The 20534-nt window shown below is 53.1% G+C and carries 17 protein-coding genes; 15 read left to right on the top strand and 2 right to left on the bottom strand.

What is annotated here, in order from left to right:
- Position 1: 1 nt before the first annotated feature.
- The 10 genes from ribB (at position 2) to L6966_RS00520 (ending at position 8833) form a co-directional block, all read left to right on the top strand.
- Positions 2-1312, top strand: coding sequence for a 3,4-dihydroxy-2-butanone-4-phosphate synthase (gene ribB / locus L6966_RS00560; protein ID WP_237232673.1), 1311 nt, complete (start codon positions 2-4; stop codon positions 1310-1312).
- A complete protein-coding gene (ribA, locus tag L6966_RS00555) occupies positions 1305-1931 on the top strand; it encodes a GTP cyclohydrolase II RibA (RefSeq protein ID WP_237232672.1) in 627 nt (208 codons plus the stop codon). The genes ribB and ribA overlap by 8 nt, the downstream gene beginning before the upstream one ends.
- Positions 1932-2042: 111 nt before the next feature.
- Positions 2043-2513 carry a 6,7-dimethyl-8-ribityllumazine synthase gene (ribH, locus tag L6966_RS00550; RefSeq protein ID WP_237232671.1) on the top strand — a complete coding sequence of 157 codons (471 nt, stop codon included), beginning with the start codon at positions 2043-2045 and terminating at the stop codon, positions 2511-2513.
- 130 nt (positions 2514-2643) lie between these two features.
- Complete coding sequence (locus L6966_RS12145) at positions 2644-2967, top strand: type II toxin-antitoxin system RelE/ParE family toxin (RefSeq protein WP_419721870.1); 324 nt, start codon at positions 2644-2646, stop codon at positions 2965-2967.
- Between the two features lie 9 nt (positions 2968-2976).
- Positions 2977-3291: a helix-turn-helix domain-containing protein gene (locus L6966_RS00545; RefSeq protein ID WP_237232670.1), complete on the top strand. Its 315-nt coding sequence runs from the start codon at positions 2977-2979 to the stop codon at positions 3289-3291.
- 272 nt (positions 3292-3563) lie between these two features.
- Positions 3564-4688, top strand: coding sequence for a thermonuclease family protein (locus L6966_RS00540; RefSeq protein ID WP_237232669.1), 1125 nt, complete (start codon positions 3564-3566; stop codon positions 4686-4688).
- A gap of 150 nt (positions 4689-4838) precedes the next feature.
- The gene (locus L6966_RS00535) at positions 4839-5102 is read left to right on the top strand and encodes a phosphoribosyl-ATP diphosphatase (RefSeq protein ID WP_083093058.1); all 264 of its coding nucleotides are present in this window, start codon (positions 4839-4841) and stop codon (positions 5100-5102) included.
- 26 nt (positions 5103-5128) lie between these two features.
- Complete coding sequence (hisG, locus tag L6966_RS00530; RefSeq protein ID WP_237232668.1) at positions 5129-5974, top strand: ATP phosphoribosyltransferase; 846 nt, start codon at positions 5129-5131, stop codon at positions 5972-5974.
- Between the two features lie 81 nt (positions 5975-6055).
- The gene (hisF, locus tag L6966_RS00525; protein WP_237232667.1) at positions 6056-6817 is read left to right on the top strand and encodes an imidazole glycerol phosphate synthase subunit HisF; all 762 of its coding nucleotides are present in this window, start codon (positions 6056-6058) and stop codon (positions 6815-6817) included.
- A 228-nt stretch (positions 6818-7045) separates the two neighbouring features.
- Entirely contained in the window at positions 7046-8833 is a 1788-nt protein-coding gene (locus tag L6966_RS00520) for an ATP-binding protein (protein WP_237232666.1), read from the top strand.
- A 165-nt stretch (positions 8834-8998) separates the two neighbouring features.
- Here the strand turns inward: L6966_RS00520 and L6966_RS00515 are convergent, their stop codons facing one another.
- On the bottom strand, positions 8999-9544 hold the full coding sequence (locus tag L6966_RS00515) for a GNAT family N-acetyltransferase (RefSeq protein ID WP_237232665.1): 546 nt from the start codon (positions 9542-9544) through the stop codon (positions 8999-9001).
- Positions 9545-10211: 667 nt separating this feature from the next.
- Here L6966_RS00515 and L6966_RS00510 point away from each other — a divergent pair.
- The 5 genes from L6966_RS00510 (at position 10212) to L6966_RS00490 (ending at position 19765) form a co-directional block, all read left to right on the top strand.
- The gene (locus L6966_RS00510; RefSeq protein WP_237232664.1) at positions 10212-15059 is read left to right on the top strand and encodes a DEAD/DEAH box helicase; all 4848 of its coding nucleotides are present in this window, start codon (positions 10212-10214) and stop codon (positions 15057-15059) included.
- Between the two features lie 142 nt (positions 15060-15201).
- Positions 15202-16740 carry an SIR2 family protein gene (locus tag L6966_RS00505; protein WP_237232663.1) on the top strand — a complete coding sequence of 513 codons (1539 nt, stop codon included), beginning with the start codon at positions 15202-15204 and terminating at the stop codon, positions 16738-16740.
- A 267-nt stretch (positions 16741-17007) separates the two neighbouring features.
- On the top strand, positions 17008-17865 hold the full coding sequence (locus L6966_RS00500) for a PhzF family phenazine biosynthesis protein (protein ID WP_237232662.1): 858 nt from the start codon (positions 17008-17010) through the stop codon (positions 17863-17865).
- 208 nt (positions 17866-18073) lie between these two features.
- Positions 18074-18556 (top strand): DUF2087 domain-containing protein, encoded by a 483-nt coding sequence (locus L6966_RS00495; RefSeq protein WP_237232661.1) that lies wholly within the window; start codon positions 18074-18076, stop codon positions 18554-18556.
- Between the two features lie 15 nt (positions 18557-18571).
- Positions 18572-19765, top strand: a complete 1194-nt coding sequence (locus tag L6966_RS00490; protein ID WP_237232660.1) for an MFS transporter — start codon at positions 18572-18574, stop codon at positions 19763-19765.
- Between the two features lie 104 nt (positions 19766-19869).
- On the opposite strand, the gene L6966_RS00485 is transcribed toward L6966_RS00490, so the two are convergent.
- Entirely contained in the window at positions 19870-20508 is a 639-nt protein-coding gene (locus L6966_RS00485; protein ID WP_237232659.1) for a TIGR03085 family metal-binding protein, read from the bottom strand.
- Between the last annotated feature and the right edge of the window lie 26 nt (positions 20509-20534).

The raw sequence follows: 20534 nt of genomic DNA, 5'->3' as shown, positions 1-20534 counted from the left end.
GATGTTTACCGGAATCATTGCCGCAACCGGCACCGTAGAGACCATGGAACCCGTGCTTGACTCGGCAGGCCTGGCTGAATCAGCCGTCGTTACCATCAAGGCCGGCCCGCTCATTGACGACCTAGAACACGGCGGCTCCCTGGCCGTCAACGGTGTCTGCCTGACCGCCACCCGCACCCGCCAACTGGCCGAGGGCTACTTCGCCGCTGACATGATGGGCGAAACCCTGCGCCGCACCAACCTGGGCCAGCTAGCGCCTGGCGATCGGGTGAACCTGGAACGCTGCATGCCAGCTGGCGGCCGCTTTGACGGGCACGTGGTGCAGGGGCACGTGGACGGCCTGGGAACAGTGGTCAAGGTTGAAGACCACGAGTCTTGGCGTACCGTGCGCGTGCGCGTACCGCGAGATATGGCCCCCCACCTGACCGAAAAGGGCTCCATTACTGTCTCGGGTGCATCGCTGACCGTCACCGCCGTCTCCCACCCCCAGGCCGACACCCACTGGTTTGAGGTGGGGCTCATCCCCGCTACCCTTGAAGCCACCACCCTAGGCGAGCTGACCGTGGGCGATACCGTCAACCTCGAAACCGACGCCCTGGCTAAGTACGTGCAGCGTATTCTGGCTGTCTCGGGTTCTGTGGCGGGTCTTGGCGTTACCCCGCGCAGCGCCGGCGGTGGAACCCAGCACCGGCCCGCAGCACTTGACACCGTAGGGAGAGCCATCGCCGAAATTGCCCGCGGCGGGGCCGTCGTTGTGGTCGATGATGAAGACCGCGAAAACGAAGGCGACATCATCTTCGCCGCCGAACATGCCACCGCTGAACTCATGGGCTTCACCATCCGCTATACCTCCGGCGTCATTTGCGCCCCCATGAGTGCCGCCCGGGCAGATGCCCTGAACCTGCCGCCCATGGTTGCGGTCAACGAGGACGCCAAGGGCACCGCCTACACCGTCACCTGCGACGCCCGCGAAGGCGTGACCACCGGCATCTCAGCGGCAGACCGGGCGCGAACTGTTCAGGTCCTTGCCGACCCGGCGTCCTCTGCTGGCGACCTGACCCGCCCCGGCCACGTACTGCCCCTGCGGGCGGTCGACGGGGGAGTGCAAGCCCGCCCCGGTCACACCGAAGCCGCCGTCGAGCTGTCTCTGCTGGCAGGTCTATCGGGCGTTGGTGTTATCTCAGAAATCGTGAATGACGACGGCACCATGATGCGCTTTGACGCCCTGCGCGCCTTTGCCACCGCCCACAACATGCCCATGATTTCCATCGCCGACCTGGTTGTCTACTTACAGGAGCGCGACGGTGAGTGATAAATACTTCTTGGTTGCTAGCTCGGAGCCGGTGCTGGTTCCCACACCCCACGGCCTGTTCGCGGTATCAGCTTTTGAGTTCGGTGACGGCACCGAGCACCTGCTGGCTACAGCCGTCGGTGCGGACGGGCGCCCCCTCCCCGCCGGTGAGCACGGCCAGGCCCACCTGGTTCGGTTGCACTCTGAGTGCGCCACCGGGGACCTGTTGGGTTCCTACCGCTGTGACTGCGGCCCCCAGCTAGAAAAAGCCCTGGCCACCGTGCAGGAGCTGGGCGGCTCGGTGCTGTACCTGCGCGGGCAGGAGGGCCGTGGCATCGGCCTGGTCAATAAGCTCCGCGCCTACGCCCTGCAAGATTCCGGGGCTGATACCCTGGATGCCAACCTGCAGCTGGGCTTTCCGGCAGATGCTAGAGACTATACCCAGGCGGCTCTCATCTTGAAAGCAGCCGGGCTCACCCGCGTCCGGCTACTAACCAACAACCCGGCTAAGGCTGAGGCCCTGACCGAGCTGGGGGTGCAGGTCACCGGGCTGGTGCCCGACGTGATTGCGCCCCGGCCCGAAAACGAGCGCTACCTGGCGACCAAGCGTGACCGTATGCGCCATATTCTTGACCACTAGGTACCATCTAATTCAGATTTACCCAGCTAAGTAAGAAAAACCCACCTGGTTCGTGGTCATTTCTGATTTAGCTGGTACCTACCCTTGAAACCCAACCCTAAGGAGAAACCCATGAGCGGAGCAGGAGCACCCGCCCCCAAACTCAACCCCTCAGAGACCGCAGGTCTGAAGGTCGCTGTCATCGCAGCGTCCTGGCACGCCCAGATCATGGACGGCCTGCTGGGCGGCACCCAGCGCGCCGCAGCGGACACCGGTATCGAACCGACCATCGTGCGAGTGCCCGGCACCTTTGAGCTACCTGTTGCAGCTGCTACCCTGGCTGAAAAGTACGACGCCCTGGTCGCCCTGGGCGTGGTGATTCGCGGCGGCACACCCCATTTTGATTACGTCTGTGACGCCGCTACCAGCGGCCTAACTAAGGTCTCTGTTGAAACCAAAACACCCGTGGGCTTTGGCGTGCTGACCTGCGACACCGAAGAACAGGGCCTGGACCGGGCAGGCCTACCCGGCTCCACCGAAGACAAGGGCTACGAAGCAATGGCCGCGGCGCTGGAAACCGTGGTGGCACTGCGCGGACTCTAAAACTTGCATGCCCGCCCCCGAACATTGTGAGCGGACGCCCGCCCTCCTGTCTTTACCGAAGATAGAAGGGCAAATATTTTTTTCATCTACGCAATAGAACTTATTTATAGTATTCTGGCCTTATGCAAGGGTGGACGGTCGAAGTAGGTTTCATTCAAGACTGGCTCATGGAACTACCAGCCAGGAGTACCTTCATGTGCTTGCGGCGCTTGAATACCTTGGGTCTGTAGGTCCTCATGGAGGTAGGCCCTTTATTGATCGCATTACTGGCTCGTCTTTACATAACCTCAAAGAACTGAGACCCCGAGGCCATGCAAAAAATATTAGAATCCTATTCATCTTTGATCCAGAACAACAGGCGATTCTGTTGGTAGCTGGTGACAAAACCGGCCAATGGAACAAATGGTACAAACAAAATATCCCCTTGCTGAGAAACGTTACGAAGAGTACCTAAGGAAGCGCCATGACAACTCTTGAAGAACTGAAGCAAATGCGCCCGGTCGATTCTCAGGAGCTACAGCGTCTTGTGAACGAAATGCATGCTGAAGCTCGTGTCTTTCAGCTACAGGAGCTCCGCAAAGACTTAGGCCTGACACAAACCGATTTGGCTGAAAAGATTGGTGTCTCCCAAAAAAGAATTTCCCAGCTGGAAAAAGGAGATATCGAGAGCGTCAGCATCAAAACTCTCCGCAAATATCTCGCTGCGCTTGGTGCAGACCTCACCGTCACGGCTAATTTTCCGGTAGGTGCGCGCCAGAAGATTTACAGCACCTTGTAAGACAGAGCGGCGCTGGAAACCGTGGTGGCACTGCGCGGATTCTAAAAACCTAGATTGCAAACCTGTCTGAAACTCCTTCGCTCAAGTCCTATGACCTTGGGTGAAGGAGTTTTTGACATCATCTCGACATAAAGACCTGAAAACTTCATAGCGGTGACCTTACTTCACATCTTGTCATACAGGGCGATTTTCAGCAGACAACCCTACGATTTTTATAAGCTAATCGGGTCAGAGTCGACATCAGCTGAAAAGCTCAGATTTGAAAGACATACATGAAGGCACATTTTGCACGCACCGTAGGGATGGTGCTTCTTGCTTCACTTGCCCTTACCTCCTGTGGAGGTGGCGACACCGCTACCGTCAAAAGGGTTATCGACGGCGATACCATTGAGGTTGAATACCAGGGGAAGGACGCCACCGTCCGCCTCCTTAATATCGATACCCCGGAAACCAAACACCCCAATCAAGTTGTAGAGTGTTTAGGCCCAGAAGCTAGCCAGTTCCTCACTGATATGCTTCCCGAAGGTACGCCCGTCACCCTTGAATTCGACCAAGAAAAGACAGACAAATATGACCGCCTACTAGCCGGGGTTTTCACAGAAGATGGAACCTTCGTCAATGAGGCCATCGCCCGCGAGGGGCTGGGGAATGCGATCAAAATAGCCCCCAACGAGAAGTTCTATCCCCAAATCCTCAAGGCCCAAGAAGAAGCTGAAGCTCAGAATCGAGGCCTCTTTGAGCTGGGCAATGACTGCTCAATCCAAAGTACGGTCCTCACAGTTGTAGATGCCATCGAAAACCCAGCCTCCCCGGAAGCCCTGATTGAGGCCTTCGAGGTAGCCGAAGAACTTCTCAATAATATTAACAACCCTGTTGAATTCACTGATACGGACTACGTCGCTAACCTGGTAGCCTCTGCCGGGTTTATCAAGCTGAAGAACCTCCTTTCAGACACCATTGAAAAGCACCGGGAAACCTACAATTCTTCGCTGGAAGAAGTCGCGGCCAAGAAAGCAGAAGAAGAACGCAAAGCTGAAGCTGAACGCAAGGCTGAAGAAGAGCGCCAGGCCGCTGAAGCTGCAGAAGCCCAAAGGGTAGAAGCTGAACGCCTAGCGGCTGAGCAGGCTGAAGTAGAGCGAGTTGCCGCTGAACAAGCAGCTGCGGCCCAGGCTGAAGCTGACCGGCTAGCTGCCGAACAAGCGGCCGAAGCAGAACGGCAGCGACAAGCTCAAGTAAATCAGCCAGATCCGGCTCCAAACCCGGCACCCGATTTGAATCAACAAGCTCCGGCTCCGGACTCTGCACCAGCACCAGACACTAACCCTTACCCCGGGTACACAGGGCCTCGTTGCTACGCACCTGGCGGTAAGAGCTGGACTCCCTGCCCGAATCACTGATTTTTTCCGGTAAGACTTAGCTGCCCTCCTTCCCCGCCGTGGGTAGGGGGGCGGGCGTCCGTACAGCTCACCCCTGCGCGTGTGACCGAAAGATGAAATCTAGACCTGCCCGGTAACGCCCCCGCTTCAAAGAACGGTAGGCTAGAGACCGTGAAGAACTTTGAAACCCTATTCGCAGAACTGGCCGAGAAGGCCCAAACCCGCCCCGAGGGCTCCGGCACCGTCGCTGAACTCGACAAGGGTGTGCACTTTATCGGCAAGAAAATTGTTGAAGAAGCAGCCGAGGTCTGGATGGCCGCTGAATTCCAGTCTGATGCCGAGTTCGCCGAAGAGGCTTCACAGCTGATTTACCATTTGCAGTGCATGATGATCGCCAAGGGACTGACTCCCGAAGATATCTACAAGTACCTCTAAACCACCACTGCAAAGGAAAAAATCTTATGCTGCGCGTTGCAGTTCCTAACAAGGGCATGCTGTCTCAGGCTGCTATCACCATGCTGACCGAAGCGGGCTACCTTCAGCGCCGCGACTCCCGTGAGCTGGTGCTCGTTGACCAGGAGAACGAGGTCGAGTTCTTCTACCTGCGCCCCCGCGATATTGCCGTTTATGTAGGCGAAGGTACCCTGGACGTCGGCATCACCGGCCGGGACCTGCTGCTGGATTCTGGCACCCACGCAGAAGAAGCCCTTAGGCTCGATTTTGCCCGCTCCACCTTCCGACTGGCTGGCCCTGCCGGTACCTACGCTGACCCGTCCGAACTTGAGGGCAAGCGCATTGCCACCAGCTACAAGCGTCTGCTGACCGACTACCTGGAACGCTCCGGTATTAAGGCTTCGGTGGTTCGGCTTGATGGGGCTATCGAGTCCTCGATTCGCCTGGGCGTTGCCGACGCCATTGCCGACGTGGTAGAAACCGGCAACACCATGCGCGCTGCCGGCCTTGAACCCTTCGGCGACCCGATTATGCGCTCTGAGGCCCTGCTCATTAAGCGCCCCGGCGTTGAGGACCACGCAGGGCTTGAGCGCCTGCGGCGCCGCTTGCAGGGTGTGCTGATTGCCCGCCAGTACGTGATGATTGACTACAACATCGAAGAGGCTAACCTGGGCGCGGCTAAGGAACTGACGCCCGGCCTGGAGGCCCCCACTATTTCACCGCTCTCGCGTGAGGGCTGGGTTGCTGTGCGTTCTATGGTGCCGCGTAAGGCTGCTAATAAGGTCATGGATTCCCTTTATGACATTGGGGGCCGTGGCATTCTCGTGACCGCAATTCAGGCCGCCCGCCTGTAGTCTTGCCCGGCGGCGTCCTTGCCCTTGATATGGGCGGACGCCGCCGCTTTAGTTTTTGATTCAAGGAAAGGGGGCGCGCCCGTGGGTGTTGCCATTCGTGTTATTCCGTGTCTTGATGTGGACGCCGGCCGCGTGGTCAAGGGCGTCAAGTTCGAGGGCCTGCGCGATGCAGGGGATCCGGTGGAACTGGCTAAGCGCTACAACGCTGAGGGCGCTGACGAGCTGACTTTTCTTGACGTGACGGCCTCGTCCTCTGACCGTCAGACTACTTTTGATGTGGTCTCTTCCACCGCTGAGCAGGTCTTTATTCCCCTGACCGTGGGCGGGGGAGTGCGCACCCCTGAGGACGTTGACCGTCTGTTGCGTACCGGGGCTGATAAGGCTTCAATCAACACCGCCGCAATTGCCCGGCCCGAGGTGATCAACGAGATTACCGAGCGCTTTGGATCCCAGGTTCTGGTGCTCTCAGCCGACGCCAAGAAGTCGGACGCTACTCCTTCAGGCTATGAGGTGACCACCCACGGCGGGCGTACGTCCACCGGCCTTGACCTGCTGGAGTGGGTTGCTGAGGCCCAGGAGCGCGGGGTGGGCGAGATTCTGCTGAACTCCATTGACGCCGACGGCACCAAAGCCGGTTTTGACCTGCCCATGATTCGGGCGGTGCGCTCCGTTGTCTCTGTGCCCCTGATTGCTTCGGGTGGCGCGGGCGCAGCCGAGCACTTCCCTCCCGCTATCGAGGCAGGGGCGGACGCGGTGCTGGCCGCTTCTATCTTCCACTTCGGCGAGGTCAGCATTGGGGAAGTCAAGGACGCAATCCGGGCGGCTGGGTACGAGGTGCGGTAGGAAAGCGTCTTGATGATGACTACTGAAGATGATTGGTTAGCAACTCAGGAAACTCTTTACCTTAGTTCTATCCCTGAAGTACGTGAGAGTATTGTGCAGGCTCGGCTAGAACCTTTAGACGAAGGCAGCGCAGAGCTTCCGTGGTGAACTAGCTAAACCACCGAGTGCTTTTAACAACTTGTACATTCTATGTGCAAAATTTTGTACATAGAATGTACAATTTGACCTATGACCTTCTATCCCAGATTCCTTGAGCCCAAGATACTTGACCTACTTGCTGTTGCGCCTGTCGTGATTATTGAGGGTGCTCGTGCGGTGGGGAAGACAAGCTTGGTGAACAAGCTGGCTCATGAGGGGTATCTGAAGGCAGTTTATTCGATGGCTGATACCGGTCTGCGAGCAGTGGTTGAGGCTGATACAGTGGGTTGGCTCCGTGGTTTAGAGTGGCCCTGCGCAATTGATGAAGCTCAGTTGGTTCCTGAGCTACCGGTTGCTTTGAAACAGGTTCTAGATGAGAACCAGGACTCAATTCGTCTGGTTCTTACTGGTTCTTCAAGCATTGGGCAAAGCGGCTTTGGTGGCACTGACCCCCTGGCACGCAGGGCTTTACGAGTGTCGTTAGAGCCTTTGAGTGAGGCAGAAATCAGCTCTCCCCATCAGCAGCCGTGGTCTGTGGTAGATGCTCTATTTGATGCAAATCCAGTTACAGGGGAACAAGTACAACCTCTGGATATTGAATCTGACGCGATTGTTTTAGGGGGTATGCCCCAGTATCGTCGGTTTGCTGGTAATTCAGTAACCTCTACTTTAGGGCTGGCTATTGACGAGGGTATAAGAAGCATCCTAACTCAGCGGGTGAGGCCTGGTGAGTCGTTTGATCAGGTGCGTGCACACGAGATTTTGGCTTATGTTTTAAGGCACCCTGCTTCGGAGCTAAATATTTCTGAAATGGGTAGGGAACTCTCAATGGACCGCCGTACAGTTGACTCATACCTCGACGCTCTCGAAAAACGCTTCTTGATATATGAGGTTCCTAATCTACATCGGGCTCCAAAGAGGTCTTTACGGTCTTCAGCTAAGTTTTTCCCTGCAGACGTGGCTTTATCCGCCCGGTCTTTGGTCAGTACGAGTGACGCACAGTTAGTTGATGCAGATGTACGAGGGCGTCTGGTCGAGACGCTGGTGATGCAGCAGATACGTTCCCATGCTGGTTGGGCTGAGCGTAGCGTGGAGATATTCCATTGGCGACAGCGGATTAAGAACAAGGACGTTGAGGTCGATGTAGTCTTGCGTGATTCTGCGGGTTCTCTCATTGCTGTGGAAGTGAAAGCTTCTGCGCGTGTAAAGCCTGAATTCTTGAAGGGGTTAAAGAGCTTTCAAGAATTGTATGGTGACCGGGTTGCTCGGGGGTTCGTTGTTTGTAATGTGACTCGGCCTGTGCCGTTAGGTGAGAATCTTTGGGCACTCCCCTTGGCTGCCTTGTGGGACGCTAGTTTGTGGCAGGGGCTGATGAACAGAGCGCGCGTAACTGCGATTGAGTCCCGTGAAGAGCTTGAGTCCTCTCAGAAGTCTGGCGATGTTGATGTGCGTGTAGTTGCTAGTTTCGCTGCGGCTGATGAGGGTTCTGTGTTGGCAGGGAATATTCGTGGCTTTGCTGAAGACGTTGCTGATGCTATTGAGGGTCTGTCTGGGTTGGGCGTTGAGCTTGTTTTTGATGATGATCCGGCACATTTTGCTTATGCGCTGGATGCGGACGCTGACGAGCAGGTGCCCCTTGTTAGCTTGGCTTTGGTGACGCCTCGTTGGGTGAAGCAGATAAGTGACTTGTCTGTGTTAGACGGTAAGAATGTTGTGCCGGTTCTATGGATTGCTAACTCTAAGATTCCAGAGGAACAGAGTAGGGCTGTTCTTGATTTATCGGATGTGCGTCGTGCAGATCGTGATTCCGCACAGTACCGCCTGGGTGTGGAGCAGGTGGCGGAGAGCTTGCTCTCTAAGATGTCCCACAATATCTAGTGGCTCAGCTCCTCCACCTTCTCGCCCCGCAGCAGTTCGTAGAGTCCCATTTCGAGCATGAACTCCACGAACTGCTCTGCGGGCATCTTCCACTTCGGCGAAGTAAGCATCGGCGAAGTGAAGGACGCAAACCGGGCGGCCGGGTACGAAGTTCAGTAGGGGTTGCTATAGCTGGTCAGATAAAGGTACCTGATAAATAAAGGTCTGGATTTCTTCACGGCTTGTGGTCACAGCCCCTGCCAATCTAAACCCAAATGCATGGAGTGCAGATATTGATGCTTTATTACGGGAATCAATCTCACAGTAGAACCTAACGGCGTTGTTACCCTGCGTCACTGTGTCTGAGAAATAGGTGCTCTGAACTGCACCTACACAAGCATTGAGCAAATGCTGAGATAACCCGTACCCTTGGTGGTCTATGCGAACTGACAAGTAGGCAATATGAAATGCCTTGCGCGAAGAGTTGTAATCAATGTAGGCAATTGCAAGAAGATGACCTTCAGCAACAAGCCCAACAAGTATTTCATGGGGAGTTCTAGCAACTTTTGAAATGCGAGTAGTCCTGACGAGTGACTGTACCGCTAGCTCCCATGGCGCGGGATGGAATCTACCTCTACCCGGCAGATAAGCCTGTTTTTCTGGCTGAGTGCAGACCCATTCTTCTATCTGCTGTTGATAGCTTGATGGCAGAGGGAACTCTACCGTACTCATAGCTTCCCTCACTGAGATAGACGGGCGAAAGCTTTTTCTAGGTCTTCTGCAGGCAGACTATTGTGGATGGATTTTGCCCGTTGTGCATAGACAACACGCTCTGCGTCTGTCAGCCCATCTGTGCCACGCGTATGTTCGGTGTGTGAGCTACGAGTTGTAGTTTTGCTACTGGTCTTTAGTACCTTTTTAGCTTTTCTGGCTGCTCTATACATCGCAGAAATCACAGCGCTGATAGTCATTTCCTACCCTACTATCCTAGATATGACATATTTGTTCTCTAACGTAGAGCCTATCGTTCTTACTCTATTTCTGGGAAGAGGGCTAGTAGTCATGGACCATGTCGAGAACTGCCTTGGCCTGGTACTTCCCGCCCGCCATTCAGATCGGCGCGGAAGCCTAGTTTGCAGCTATAATTTTCCACTTCGGCGAAGTCAGCATTGGGGAAGTCAAGGACGCAATCCAAGCGGCGGGGCACGAAGTTCGGTAGGAATATATCATTATGATTACGGGTTGCTCGTTCAACCTTCTATAGCCCTTTTGGGACTACTAGTAATAATTTTCCTTCAGATGGTGAGAACCTAATTAACACCTCAAAAAATTAAAGTGCGGTGGCTTGCTAAGGGTAGGATTGCGGTAGTTGCTCATTCCACACACAAGGGGGAACATCATGTCTACCACGCTCGAAAATTTACTGGACCATTACCGTAACAGCTCGACTAGCCCTCGCGACCTCGGTGACTGCTTGGAACTTTTATTTCGTCAGTACCTAGTCAATGATGGTGTTCAATCCCAACAGTACTCTAAAGTTTGGCTCTGGAACGAATGGCCTGAACGTAAAAACTTCGGCGACATCGGTATCGACCTAGTAGCACAACGACTGGACGGCGGACTCTCTGCAATCCAGTGCAAGTTCTACAAAGAAGACCACACCATTGTCAAGGGCGACATCGACTCCTTCCTCTCTGCATCATCGCGCCGCCCCTTCACCCACCGCGTTCTTGTCTCTACCACGTCGAAGTGGTCTAAGAACGCAGAGGAAATGCTGGATTCCCAGCTGATGCCTGTTCAGCGTATCGGTCTAAGCCAGATGGAAGAATCCAACATCGACTGGTCTACTTTCAACTTCGACCGCCCTGAACAAGATGTTGAAACCGTGCAGAAGAAGTCTCTGCTTCCGCACCAGCACAAGGCAGTCAAAGAAACTATCGAAGGTTTTGAAGAAGCAGACCGCGGCAAGCTCATCATGGCATGTGGTACCGGTAAGACATTTACCGCACTCAAGATCGCTGAAAAGTTTGCAGAGAAGAACGACGGCCGTGCCCGAGTCCTCTTCATGGTTCCTTCACTAGCTCTTATGTCGCAGTCTATTAAGGCTTTCTCTGACGATACCGAGCTACCCCTGCACGCTTACGCGGTCTGCTCCGATACTAAGGTGGGGCAAGGACGCCGCGCCACCGCCAACGACACCGGAGACACCAAGATTGAGGACCTCCAGATCCCAGCAACCACAGACGGTCTGACCCTTGCAGCAGCTATGGAAAACAACGAACTTGATGAAGGACTCACCGTTGTTTTCTCTACCTACCAATCTGTTGATGCGGTGACCGCTGCTCAAAACGCTGGTGTTCCTGACTTCGACCTCATTATCTGCGATGAAGCACACCGCACCACGGGCGTTACTCTAGCTGGTGAAGATCAGTCTCATTTCGTTAAGATTCATGATAACGACTTGGTGCGCGGTGATAAGCGCCTCTACATGACAGCAACCCCACGTCTCTTCAATGACAATGTGAAGAACAAGGCAAAAGAAGCAGACGCTGTTCTGACCTCAATGGACGATGAAGCGATGTTCGGCCCGGTTTTCCACCGAATTGGTTTTGGTGAAGCTGTAGAGCAGAAGCTATTGACTGATTACAAAGTTCTGGTTCTCGGTGTTGATGAAAACCAGGTTACGTCGTCATTCCAAGGCATTCTTGCTGATGAAGATAATGAGCTAAACATTGATGATGTTGCGAAACTTATTGGTTGCTGGAATGGTCTGGCTAAGCGTCGTGGTGGAGCCTTCGAAACCAGTTTCGGTGATGATTTAGCACCTATGAAGCGTGCGGTTGCCTTTAACAAATCCATCAAGGCTTCGCAGAACATTGCCAATGAGTTTGAAGAACTTGTCCGCGTGCACCTGCGTAACCTCGATAATGAAGACCCGACCGATGATCTCAGTGTCCAGGTTCAGCATATTGATGGTGGCTTCAATGCTCAGGCTCGTGCTGAGCGTTTGAACTGGCTGAAAGAAGATATTGAGTCTGAGAATCCGGTCTGCCGTATTCTGACTAACGCTCGCTGTCTGACCGAGGGCGTGGATGTTCCCAACCTTGATGCGGTTCTCTTCTTGAACCCGCGTAATTCTATGGTTGATGTGATTCAGGCTGTCGGTCGCGTGATGCGTAAGGCTGAGGGCAAAAAGTACGGTTACATTATTCTGCCCATAGCTATCCCTGAAGGCGTGTCCACGGCTGAGGCTCTTTCTGATAACAAGCGTTACAAGGTGGTCTGGCAGGTTCTTCAAGCTTTGCGTGCTCACGATGAGCGTATGGATGCAGCTATTAACCAGATTCTGCTCAATGATAAGAATCCTGAGTCTATTGTGGTTGAGATGGTTGACCTGCGTAAGAACACCGGTTCTTCTGAGGGCATTGGCTCTGCTGATGCTTCAGATGCTGGCGATTCTGATTTTCCGACTAGCAGTAGCCCCCAGGGTACTCAGGGTTTGTTGAACTTTCCTGCTGAGGAGTGGAAGGACGGCGTTTACGCCAAGATTGTTGATAAGGTCGGCACCCGTGAATACTGGGACGACTGGTCGAACGATATTGCTTCTATCGCGGGCAAGCATATCTCCCTGATTAACAGCCTGCTAGAAAATGCTGATGCTGAACTCGAGAGGGGTTTCTCTGAGTTTGTTGAGGGCTTGCAGACTATTCTAAACCCGGCCATTGACCGGGCCCAGGCGGTTGAGATGCTGGCTCAGCACTTGATTACTAAGCCTGTCTTTGACGCGATGTTCGCTGGTCATAAGTTCACCGAGATGAACCCTGTGTCCATGTCTATGCAGAATGTGGTGGATTATCTGGGTTCTAACGCTGCTTTTGAGCGTGAGCGTCAGTCCCTGGAGCCTTTCTACGAGTCGGTACAGAAGCGTGTTGCTGGTCTTGATAGTGCTGCCGGTAAGCAGGAGACCATTAAGTATCTCTATGACCGTTTCTTCCAGAATGCCTTCCCGCGAGTTGCTGACCGCTTGGGTATTGTCTTTACGCCGGTTCCTGTGGTGGACTACATCTTGCGTTCGGCTGATGCTGTCTTGCAGGATACCTTTGGTAAGTCCCTGTCTGATGAGGGCGTTTCGATTATTGAGCCCTTTGTGGGTACGGGTACTTTTGTGACTCGTCTCTTCCAGCTGGGTTTGATTCGCCCGGAGGATATGCAGCGTAAGTACACTCGTGAGCTCTACGCCAATGAATTGGTTTTGCTGTCGTACTATATTGCGGCGATTAATATTGAGACTGCTTATGCTGAGGCGGCTGATGCAGCTGGTGTTGGCGGCGAGTACCTACCTTTTGAGGGTATGGTTCTGACTGATACTTTCCAGCTGTCGGAGTCTGCGCGTCATTTGGATGTGCCTGGTTTTAAGGCGAATAGTGAGCGTGCGGCTCGTGAGTTGGAGCAGGATATTCAGGTGGTGGTGATGAACCCGCCTTATTCGGTTGGCCAAAGTAGCGCTAACGACGACAATAAAAATAATAAGTACCCAGCTCTGGATGCTACTATCGCGAATTCGTACGTTAAATTATCGACAGCAACTAACAAAAATGGTCTCTATGATTCCTATGTTCGTGGTATCCGTTGGGCTTCAAACCGTATTAACGGTAATGGTGTCATTGGGTTCATCTCCAATGGTTCCTTTATCGATGGCAATACTGCTGATGGTATTCGTAAGACTTTTGTGAATGAGTTTTCGAAGATTTACGTCTATAACTTGCGAGGCGGAATTCGGGGTCGATCTGGTGAAAATGCTAAGCGGGAGGGACAGAATATTTTCAATATTATGACCCCAGTAGCGATTTGTGTTTTGGTCAAGGACTCTTCGCATACAGGGGCAGCTAAATTGAACTATGCTGATATTGGAGAGTATCTTTCTCGCGAAGAAAAGCTTGACATTATCACGAGTGAGGAATCGATTCGCGGTACGAGCTGGGAGACTGTTGTCCCCAACGAAGCTGGCGACTGGATTAATCAGCGTGATGAGAAGTATGACTCTTATCAGCCAATTGGTGATAAGGCAACCAAGGGTAAGAAAGATACACCAGCCGTATTCCAGCTGTACTCTAGCGGTCTAAAAACTAACCGTGATGCTTGGGCATATAACTTTTCTAAGAACAAACTCGAATCAAATATGCGAAGCATGATTGATTTCTATGCAAGCCAGATTGGACTAGCCGAGCCTGTACTAGATTCAACACAGATTAGCTGGAACAGATCACTGCTTAAGTATCGTGAGCAAGGGAAAGAGCTCGCTTTCGAACAGGATTCCGTCAGAGCATCGTACTATCGTCCGTTCTGTAAGCAAACCGCATATTTCAATCGTGAACTCAACGATATGATTTATCAGCTTCCAAAGCTGTTTCCCACCTCGAAACATAAAAATATAGCGATTGGTGTTAGCGGAGAAAGGCGTAAAAACTGGTCTTGCTTGGTAACCAGCACCTTGCCAGACCTGGAAATGATTTCAAAGGCTCAGTGGATGAGCCTATACACTTATGAACCAGTATTAGCTTCAGACGGTGGTTTTAACCTAGAAGTCGCTGATGGCAAAGTGATTGGTGACTATGTTCGTAAAGATAACATCACTGACGCGACGTTGAAGAAGTATCAGGAACACTACGAAGATTCTTCTATTGCTAAGGAAGATATTTTCTACTATATCTATGCTCTTTTGCACCACTCTGACTACCGCGAAAAATACGAAGCTGATTTGAAGAAAATGTTGCCTCGTATTCCTTTGGCACGGGGTTTCTCAGAGTATGTAAAAGTCGGTCAAGATCTGACTGACTTACACCTGAATTATGAGTCTGCTGCACTTTACCCTCTGAAGGTTGTTTATAAGAAGGATGTTCCTACTTCCGAAGATGCGCAGTATGACTTCTTCAGGGTGAAGAAGATGAGCTTCGGCAAGGGCAAGGACCAGAGCAAGATTATCTATAACGAGAACATCACTTTTGAGGGTATTCCAGATGAGGCTTATGGATATGAGGTGAATGGTCGTTCTGCTCTTGCGTGGATTATAGAGAGCTATCAGGTGAAGACTCATAAGGATTCTCAGATTACGAATGACCCGAACGATTACTCGCGTGAAGTAGGCAATCCCCGCTACATTGCAGACCTGCTGCAACGTATCATGACGGTCTCACTAGAGACTCAGAGGCTGGTCAATTCTCTGCCGAAGTTTGAGGTAACCGAATAAGAACAAGGGGTGGTGGCTAAGGAATTGCTTAGCCACCATAACTTTTGGGAGATGCTAAAATAGACTTGCTATTTTTCTATGATAATTAGGTCATAATAACCAGATATTTTCTTTAGTATAAAGGTGGAGAGGAACCCAAACTATGGAAAAATCCAAAAAGCGTATAGCTGTTTTATTTGGAGCTGGTGCGTCTGTCGACGCGGGTCTTCACCAAACACAAAAGTTAGCTCAAATGGTATTAGAAAGAGCGAACCAAAGTAGGACACATGCATCTGGCTTGCCTGCAGCTTGGGTTCAATCACTCAATTTTATATATGGTTCTATGGTTGATTTCGAATCAAGGGAAGGTGGAAATCCTCTAAAGGCAGTTGATTTTGAAAGATTGGTATCTGCAATTCGCCTTTTGCAGAATCCAGATAACCATGAATCGGCTCCCTTTATTATGAGCTGGAAGCCAGGTTCAGCTGGCTTTTCGTCGTCTACTAGGCCTGACACGTCCTCACACTCATTTGAAAGAGCTTTCAATAGCGCGATTGCAGGTTCCATCAGTAACAATCGACATGGAACTAGCGAGCTATATCAAGAAGTTCGTAACCTCATCGGATTTAGACCTGAGCTCAGAAAATCGTTTGAAGAAGCAGAATACAATGTGTTCGACCTAGTAAAAAATATCCTGAATGAGCTCAAGGACACGCAGTATTTACGTCCTCTTGCTAAACTTGCTGAAATTCAAGAAGAAGGACTGGACATTCTAACCCTTAACTATGATTTAGCCGTTGAATCAATGGCAGAGCAACTTGAGGTCAATGTAAATTATGGTTTTGATGAATGGCGCCCTGGAACTCAGCTTAAGTGGAATCACACGCCAGGAAATATCAACCTTATCAAAATGCACGGCTCTTTAAACTGGCACGAAACATCTCAACGTTATTTCCTTCCTCATGTTACAGCCGAAACTAATTTAGCTCCTGTCTCTGGTCGGCCTTGGATCGTTCTGGGTGACAAAGAAAAGCTATCGACGAAGGGTCCAACGTTAGACTTGCTGCGAGCTGGTGAAGAAGCTTTGGAACGTGCAGACCATCTTGTCGTTGCAGGTTACTCGTTTGCAGATGAACATATCAATAATCTTATTTTTGCCTGGTTGGAGGGCGACAAGTCCCGTTCTATTGCAGTAATCGACCCAGGCTTTCCGATGTATGCAAACGCTTGGGGTAAAGAAAAGTCTGCAAGGAATTATTTGATGGAAGCATATTCACTTCGTCTAAAGGTAATCCGTCAAGGAACCGCTTGCGCACTAGAATCAGCTTTGAATCTATCTTCAATTACAGTACCTCAACAATGGTTTTCAGTTGAGGAAGAAGAAACTGATGGTGATCAGCGAAGCGTAAAATTAACTCTTCTGGGGCCCCCGTTGGGTTATGTTAATTTTTATTCAAATTATTCATCTGGTAGAGGCTTCAGGGACCCGATAGAGACATATGTACTCCCGGGCGAGGCAGTGCAGGTTACTCCTGGTCAGGAATCTAATTTTCAAGGGTGGGATACCGAAGATACCAAAACATTTATTATTAACGCCCAAAAAGATGTGGATATCATATTTAATATTAATGCTTATACTCGGGAAAATGATGCCCCAGTTCGCTTTGATTATAGATTTGGTTCGGACAAGTTGGAAATATGAAAATTTTGAATCTTTGTAATATCTAATATAATTCAATCAATTTCAAGGTTGGACTAACCTACAAGGGGCGTGCGGTTTTTCTGACTTGCTGTTAGATTTTTGAATCCAATTTAATTTTCATTAATTAAAAGGTTTATTAAAATATGTCAAATACTACATTCCACGTATCTAATTTTTGGTTTAATTACTTGATAAAACGTTGAATTCTATATGGATTATATGTTAATGCTGAAAAATAAAACTTCACTAGAAGGAAGAAACCGCAAAGTGAAAACCCGCCCCTTCACCCAGGTCGATGTGTTCGGCTCGGCTCCGCTCAATGGCAACCCCCTCGCCGTGGTGCTCGACGGCAGCGGCCTCACCGATGTGCAAATGCAGGACTTTGCCCGCTGGACCAACCTCTCCGAAACCACCTTCATCACCCAACCGACTGACGCTCGGGCCGACTACGCCGTCCGCATCTTCACCCCCGGCGGAGAACTGCCCTTCGCCGGGCACCCCACCCTGGGCAGCGCCCACGCCTGGCTAGAAGCAGGTGGCGAGCCGCAGCGCCCCGACGTCATCGTGCAAGAATGTGCCGCCGGGCTCATCGACATCACCCGCAGCGGCCAAGAGCTCGCCTTCGCCGCCCCGGCAACCGTCCGCACCCGTGCCCTCGACGAGGCAACCCTTGCAGAAATCGCCACCGCCTTAGGGTTAGAGCGCAGCCAGATTCTCTCCCACCAGTGGGTCGACAACGGGCCCGGCTGGTCCGCCGTCGAAATCGCAGACCCCGACCGCCTGCTCGCCCTCACCCCGGACTTCGCCCGCGGCACAGACCTCAAACTCGGCGTCTTCGCCATGCACCCGGAAGGTTCAGATATCGCCTACGACATCCGTGCCTTCGCGCCCGGTATCGGTGTTTCTGAGGACCCGGTCACCGGCTCCCTCAACGCCTCCGTCGCCCAGTGGCTCGCCCGCGAAAACCGGGTCGCCGGAACCTACACCGTCCGCCAGGGCACCTGCCTGCACCGCGACGGCAGACTCACCATCACGGTAGGGCAGGACGCCGGCCCCACCGGCACACCCGACATTTGGGTTGGCGGGACAACCCACACTCTCATCAGGGGAGAGATTAGCCTCTAGGTCTTTTGGTTACATTCGGGAGCAACTGTGATATAAAGGTGTGTGGCGTCACCCACCGCCCAGCGCTTTGCCCCTGTGACTCTAGCAAGCAGGCCTCCAGTGCGAAGGGAAGAGAATTCTCGGGTTGCACCGGCATACCATGGCCGAGGCAGGCACCACCGAACCGTCGATTGATACCGCAGCTAGAGTGCGAAGAAAGTCGATACCCGTGACTGCCCAATCAAACTTCAAAAAGTTCGTGCGCGCCCGCATGGAAGAAACCGGCGAAAACTACACCACCGCCCGAGCAGCCCTGCTCAAGACCAGGCCGACGACCGACGTCCTAACCGATCCCCGCGAACAAGCCTACGCAGAGCACCGCACCGTCGTTGACCGTTTTCTGCAGGGCGGACGCCTGACCTCCTGGCCCTCCAAGCGCCGCACCCGCGCCCACCTGCTGCTGCATCGGGTGACCTATTTTGAGCCAGGGCGCACCTACACCGAGAAACAGGTTAACGAGATTCTGGCCGCCCTCTGGCAGGACTATGCTTTTATGCGTCGGGAAATGGTCGAGTACGGTTACCTGGTGCGAACCGCTGACGCCTCCGCGTATTGCCTGGCAACCCGGGCTCCCGACCGGGCAGGTACCGTGCTGGCTGCCGAGGCTCCGGCCTGGGAAGCTATGTGGCTGCCGGGTTACCTGACAAGCTAAGAAGGTGAGGCATCCATGTTTGGGCTGAAAACAACCGTGAAAACGGTTATCTTTCTCGATGCCTTTGCCAGTGCAACTATATATTTTCTGCTTCTTTTCCGCTTCGCCCAGGATTCAAGCCCTTGGGGGATGACAGCTGTAGCTTTAGTCAGCATGCTCACCGGCGCAGTCTGCGCTGCACCTTTGGGAGCATGGGTTGACCGGAGCAACCTAAGAACTTTGTGGATTGGCTCTACTAGCACGAGTGCCTTTTTGACCCTGGGGTTGCACCTAACTTCTACTCCGTGGTTTTGGCTAGTACTCCTAGCCTGTATAACTGCTGCTGAGGTGGTCAGTGGAACTGTTATTTTCAAGGCTCTTCCTAAGACTCCCGGTATGACACAGACTTCTGCAAGTTCATTCCTTGTGGGGATGGGAGCTGTGCTTGGTGTGGTCACTCCGGCCGGTGCGGCCTTGCTCTACGTAGTAGCACCCCACGCCTGTTTCTTGCTTGCCTTCGCCTTACAAGTCCCGGCAGTACTACTGTTACTTAAGGTTGCTCCGAAGGGTGAGGCTCCTCAACTTAAGAAACTCAGTTTCAAAGACGCTGCCCTCGGGCTGGGGGCTTTGAGCAAGAGTTTAGGGCTTCTAGCCTACCTTCCGGTGATGTACTTGGTTGTGATTGCAACGTCAGCAGAAGACCTCTCTGGCCTTATCTACCTCCAGCAGGTGGGTGGCGACTTTATCGACGGATCCTTCCCTGGCATGGTAGAAAACCCAGAGCCAGCAGGCTATGCTGCCCTAACCGCCTTCTGGTCGCTGGGGCTTCTACTTGGTTCGGCTATACCCAATCGGCGCTGGTTTTCACTGTCTACCTATCAAACTTTGATAGTAGGTGGTCTGGTTATATCCTTGGCTATTTTGGCGGAAGGAATGTTTCCCTATGCACCTGTGATTGCTGTGGCCTTTTTGATTGGGGGAATAGGTAATGCCGTGCATAATGTGGGGGTGCGTTCTTCTGTTTATGAGCAAGTTCCTGAAGAGCATACTGGCCAGGTATGGGCTATGGTGAGTGTGAGCTTTACACTTCTGGCCGGTTTAGGCAAGATGCTGGGAACCCCGTATCTCTTAGGCGAACCTCAGCAGGTGGTAATCGGCTGTGGGGCTATAGCCACAGGGGCAATAATGCTTTTCTTAGTTCTTCGGCTGATTCGTCAACGGATTCGCTAGTGATCAGGGTTCCCGACCAGGCAGGTACCGTGCTGGCTGCCGGGCTACCTGACCGCCGAGGATATTTAGCAACTAGGGGCCAGATTCCTCCCTTTATGAGGTCCTTAGCCCACCTCAACCCGGGCCGCAGCCTCGCGCCCGAAGAGGTAGAGCACCAGTTCGCCCGGATCGCCGGTTAGCACGGTTGCCACCCGGCCAGCAGGCGGGGCGAGCACGGTATGAACAGCGGGGGAGTAGCCCGGGGCTTCCAACACCAGCCCGTCAGTGTACTTCTTCCCAGCCATCATACGGGCCCGCGCCCGCAGCACCTGCCAGATCTTCTCCTGCACGCCCTCAGCCAGCGCGCGCGGGGCCAGCTCCTCGCCGTCAGCGGGGGAGGCGCGGCGGACGTCCTCGGTATGCACAAAATACTCAATCAGGTTCATGGCCTCATCCAGGCCGGGAAAGTGCGAGCGCATGTGCAGGTAGCCTGGCAGGGCCTCAAAGTCGCGCAGGGCCTTCTCGTAGCGGCGCTGGCCGGCCAGTTCATCGGCCAGCTGGTTGGTAGAGCGCTCGGTGCGGGCTCCTAGCGGGCCGCCCATAACCCCGGCTGCCAGGGTGGGCTTGGACTCGCGCAGCAGCAGGTGGGCTGCCAGGTGGCGGGTTTCCCAGCCCTCACAGAGGGTGGGGGCGGACGGCCCGGCGTCGGCAAGAGCCTGCACGAGAGCGGATCGTTCGGAGGTAACAAGGGCTGAAGAGGTCATAGCTCCCAGTCTAGTCCCGATGACAG

Origin of the sequence: Rothia nasisuis, from assembly GCF_928381405.1 — a bacterium.
GTDB classification, from domain to species: domain Bacteria; phylum Actinomycetota; class Actinomycetes; order Actinomycetales; family Micrococcaceae; genus Rothia; species Rothia nasisuis.
Note: the sequence above shows the minus strand (reverse complement) of the source record. Positions and strands in the feature narration are given on the sequence as shown.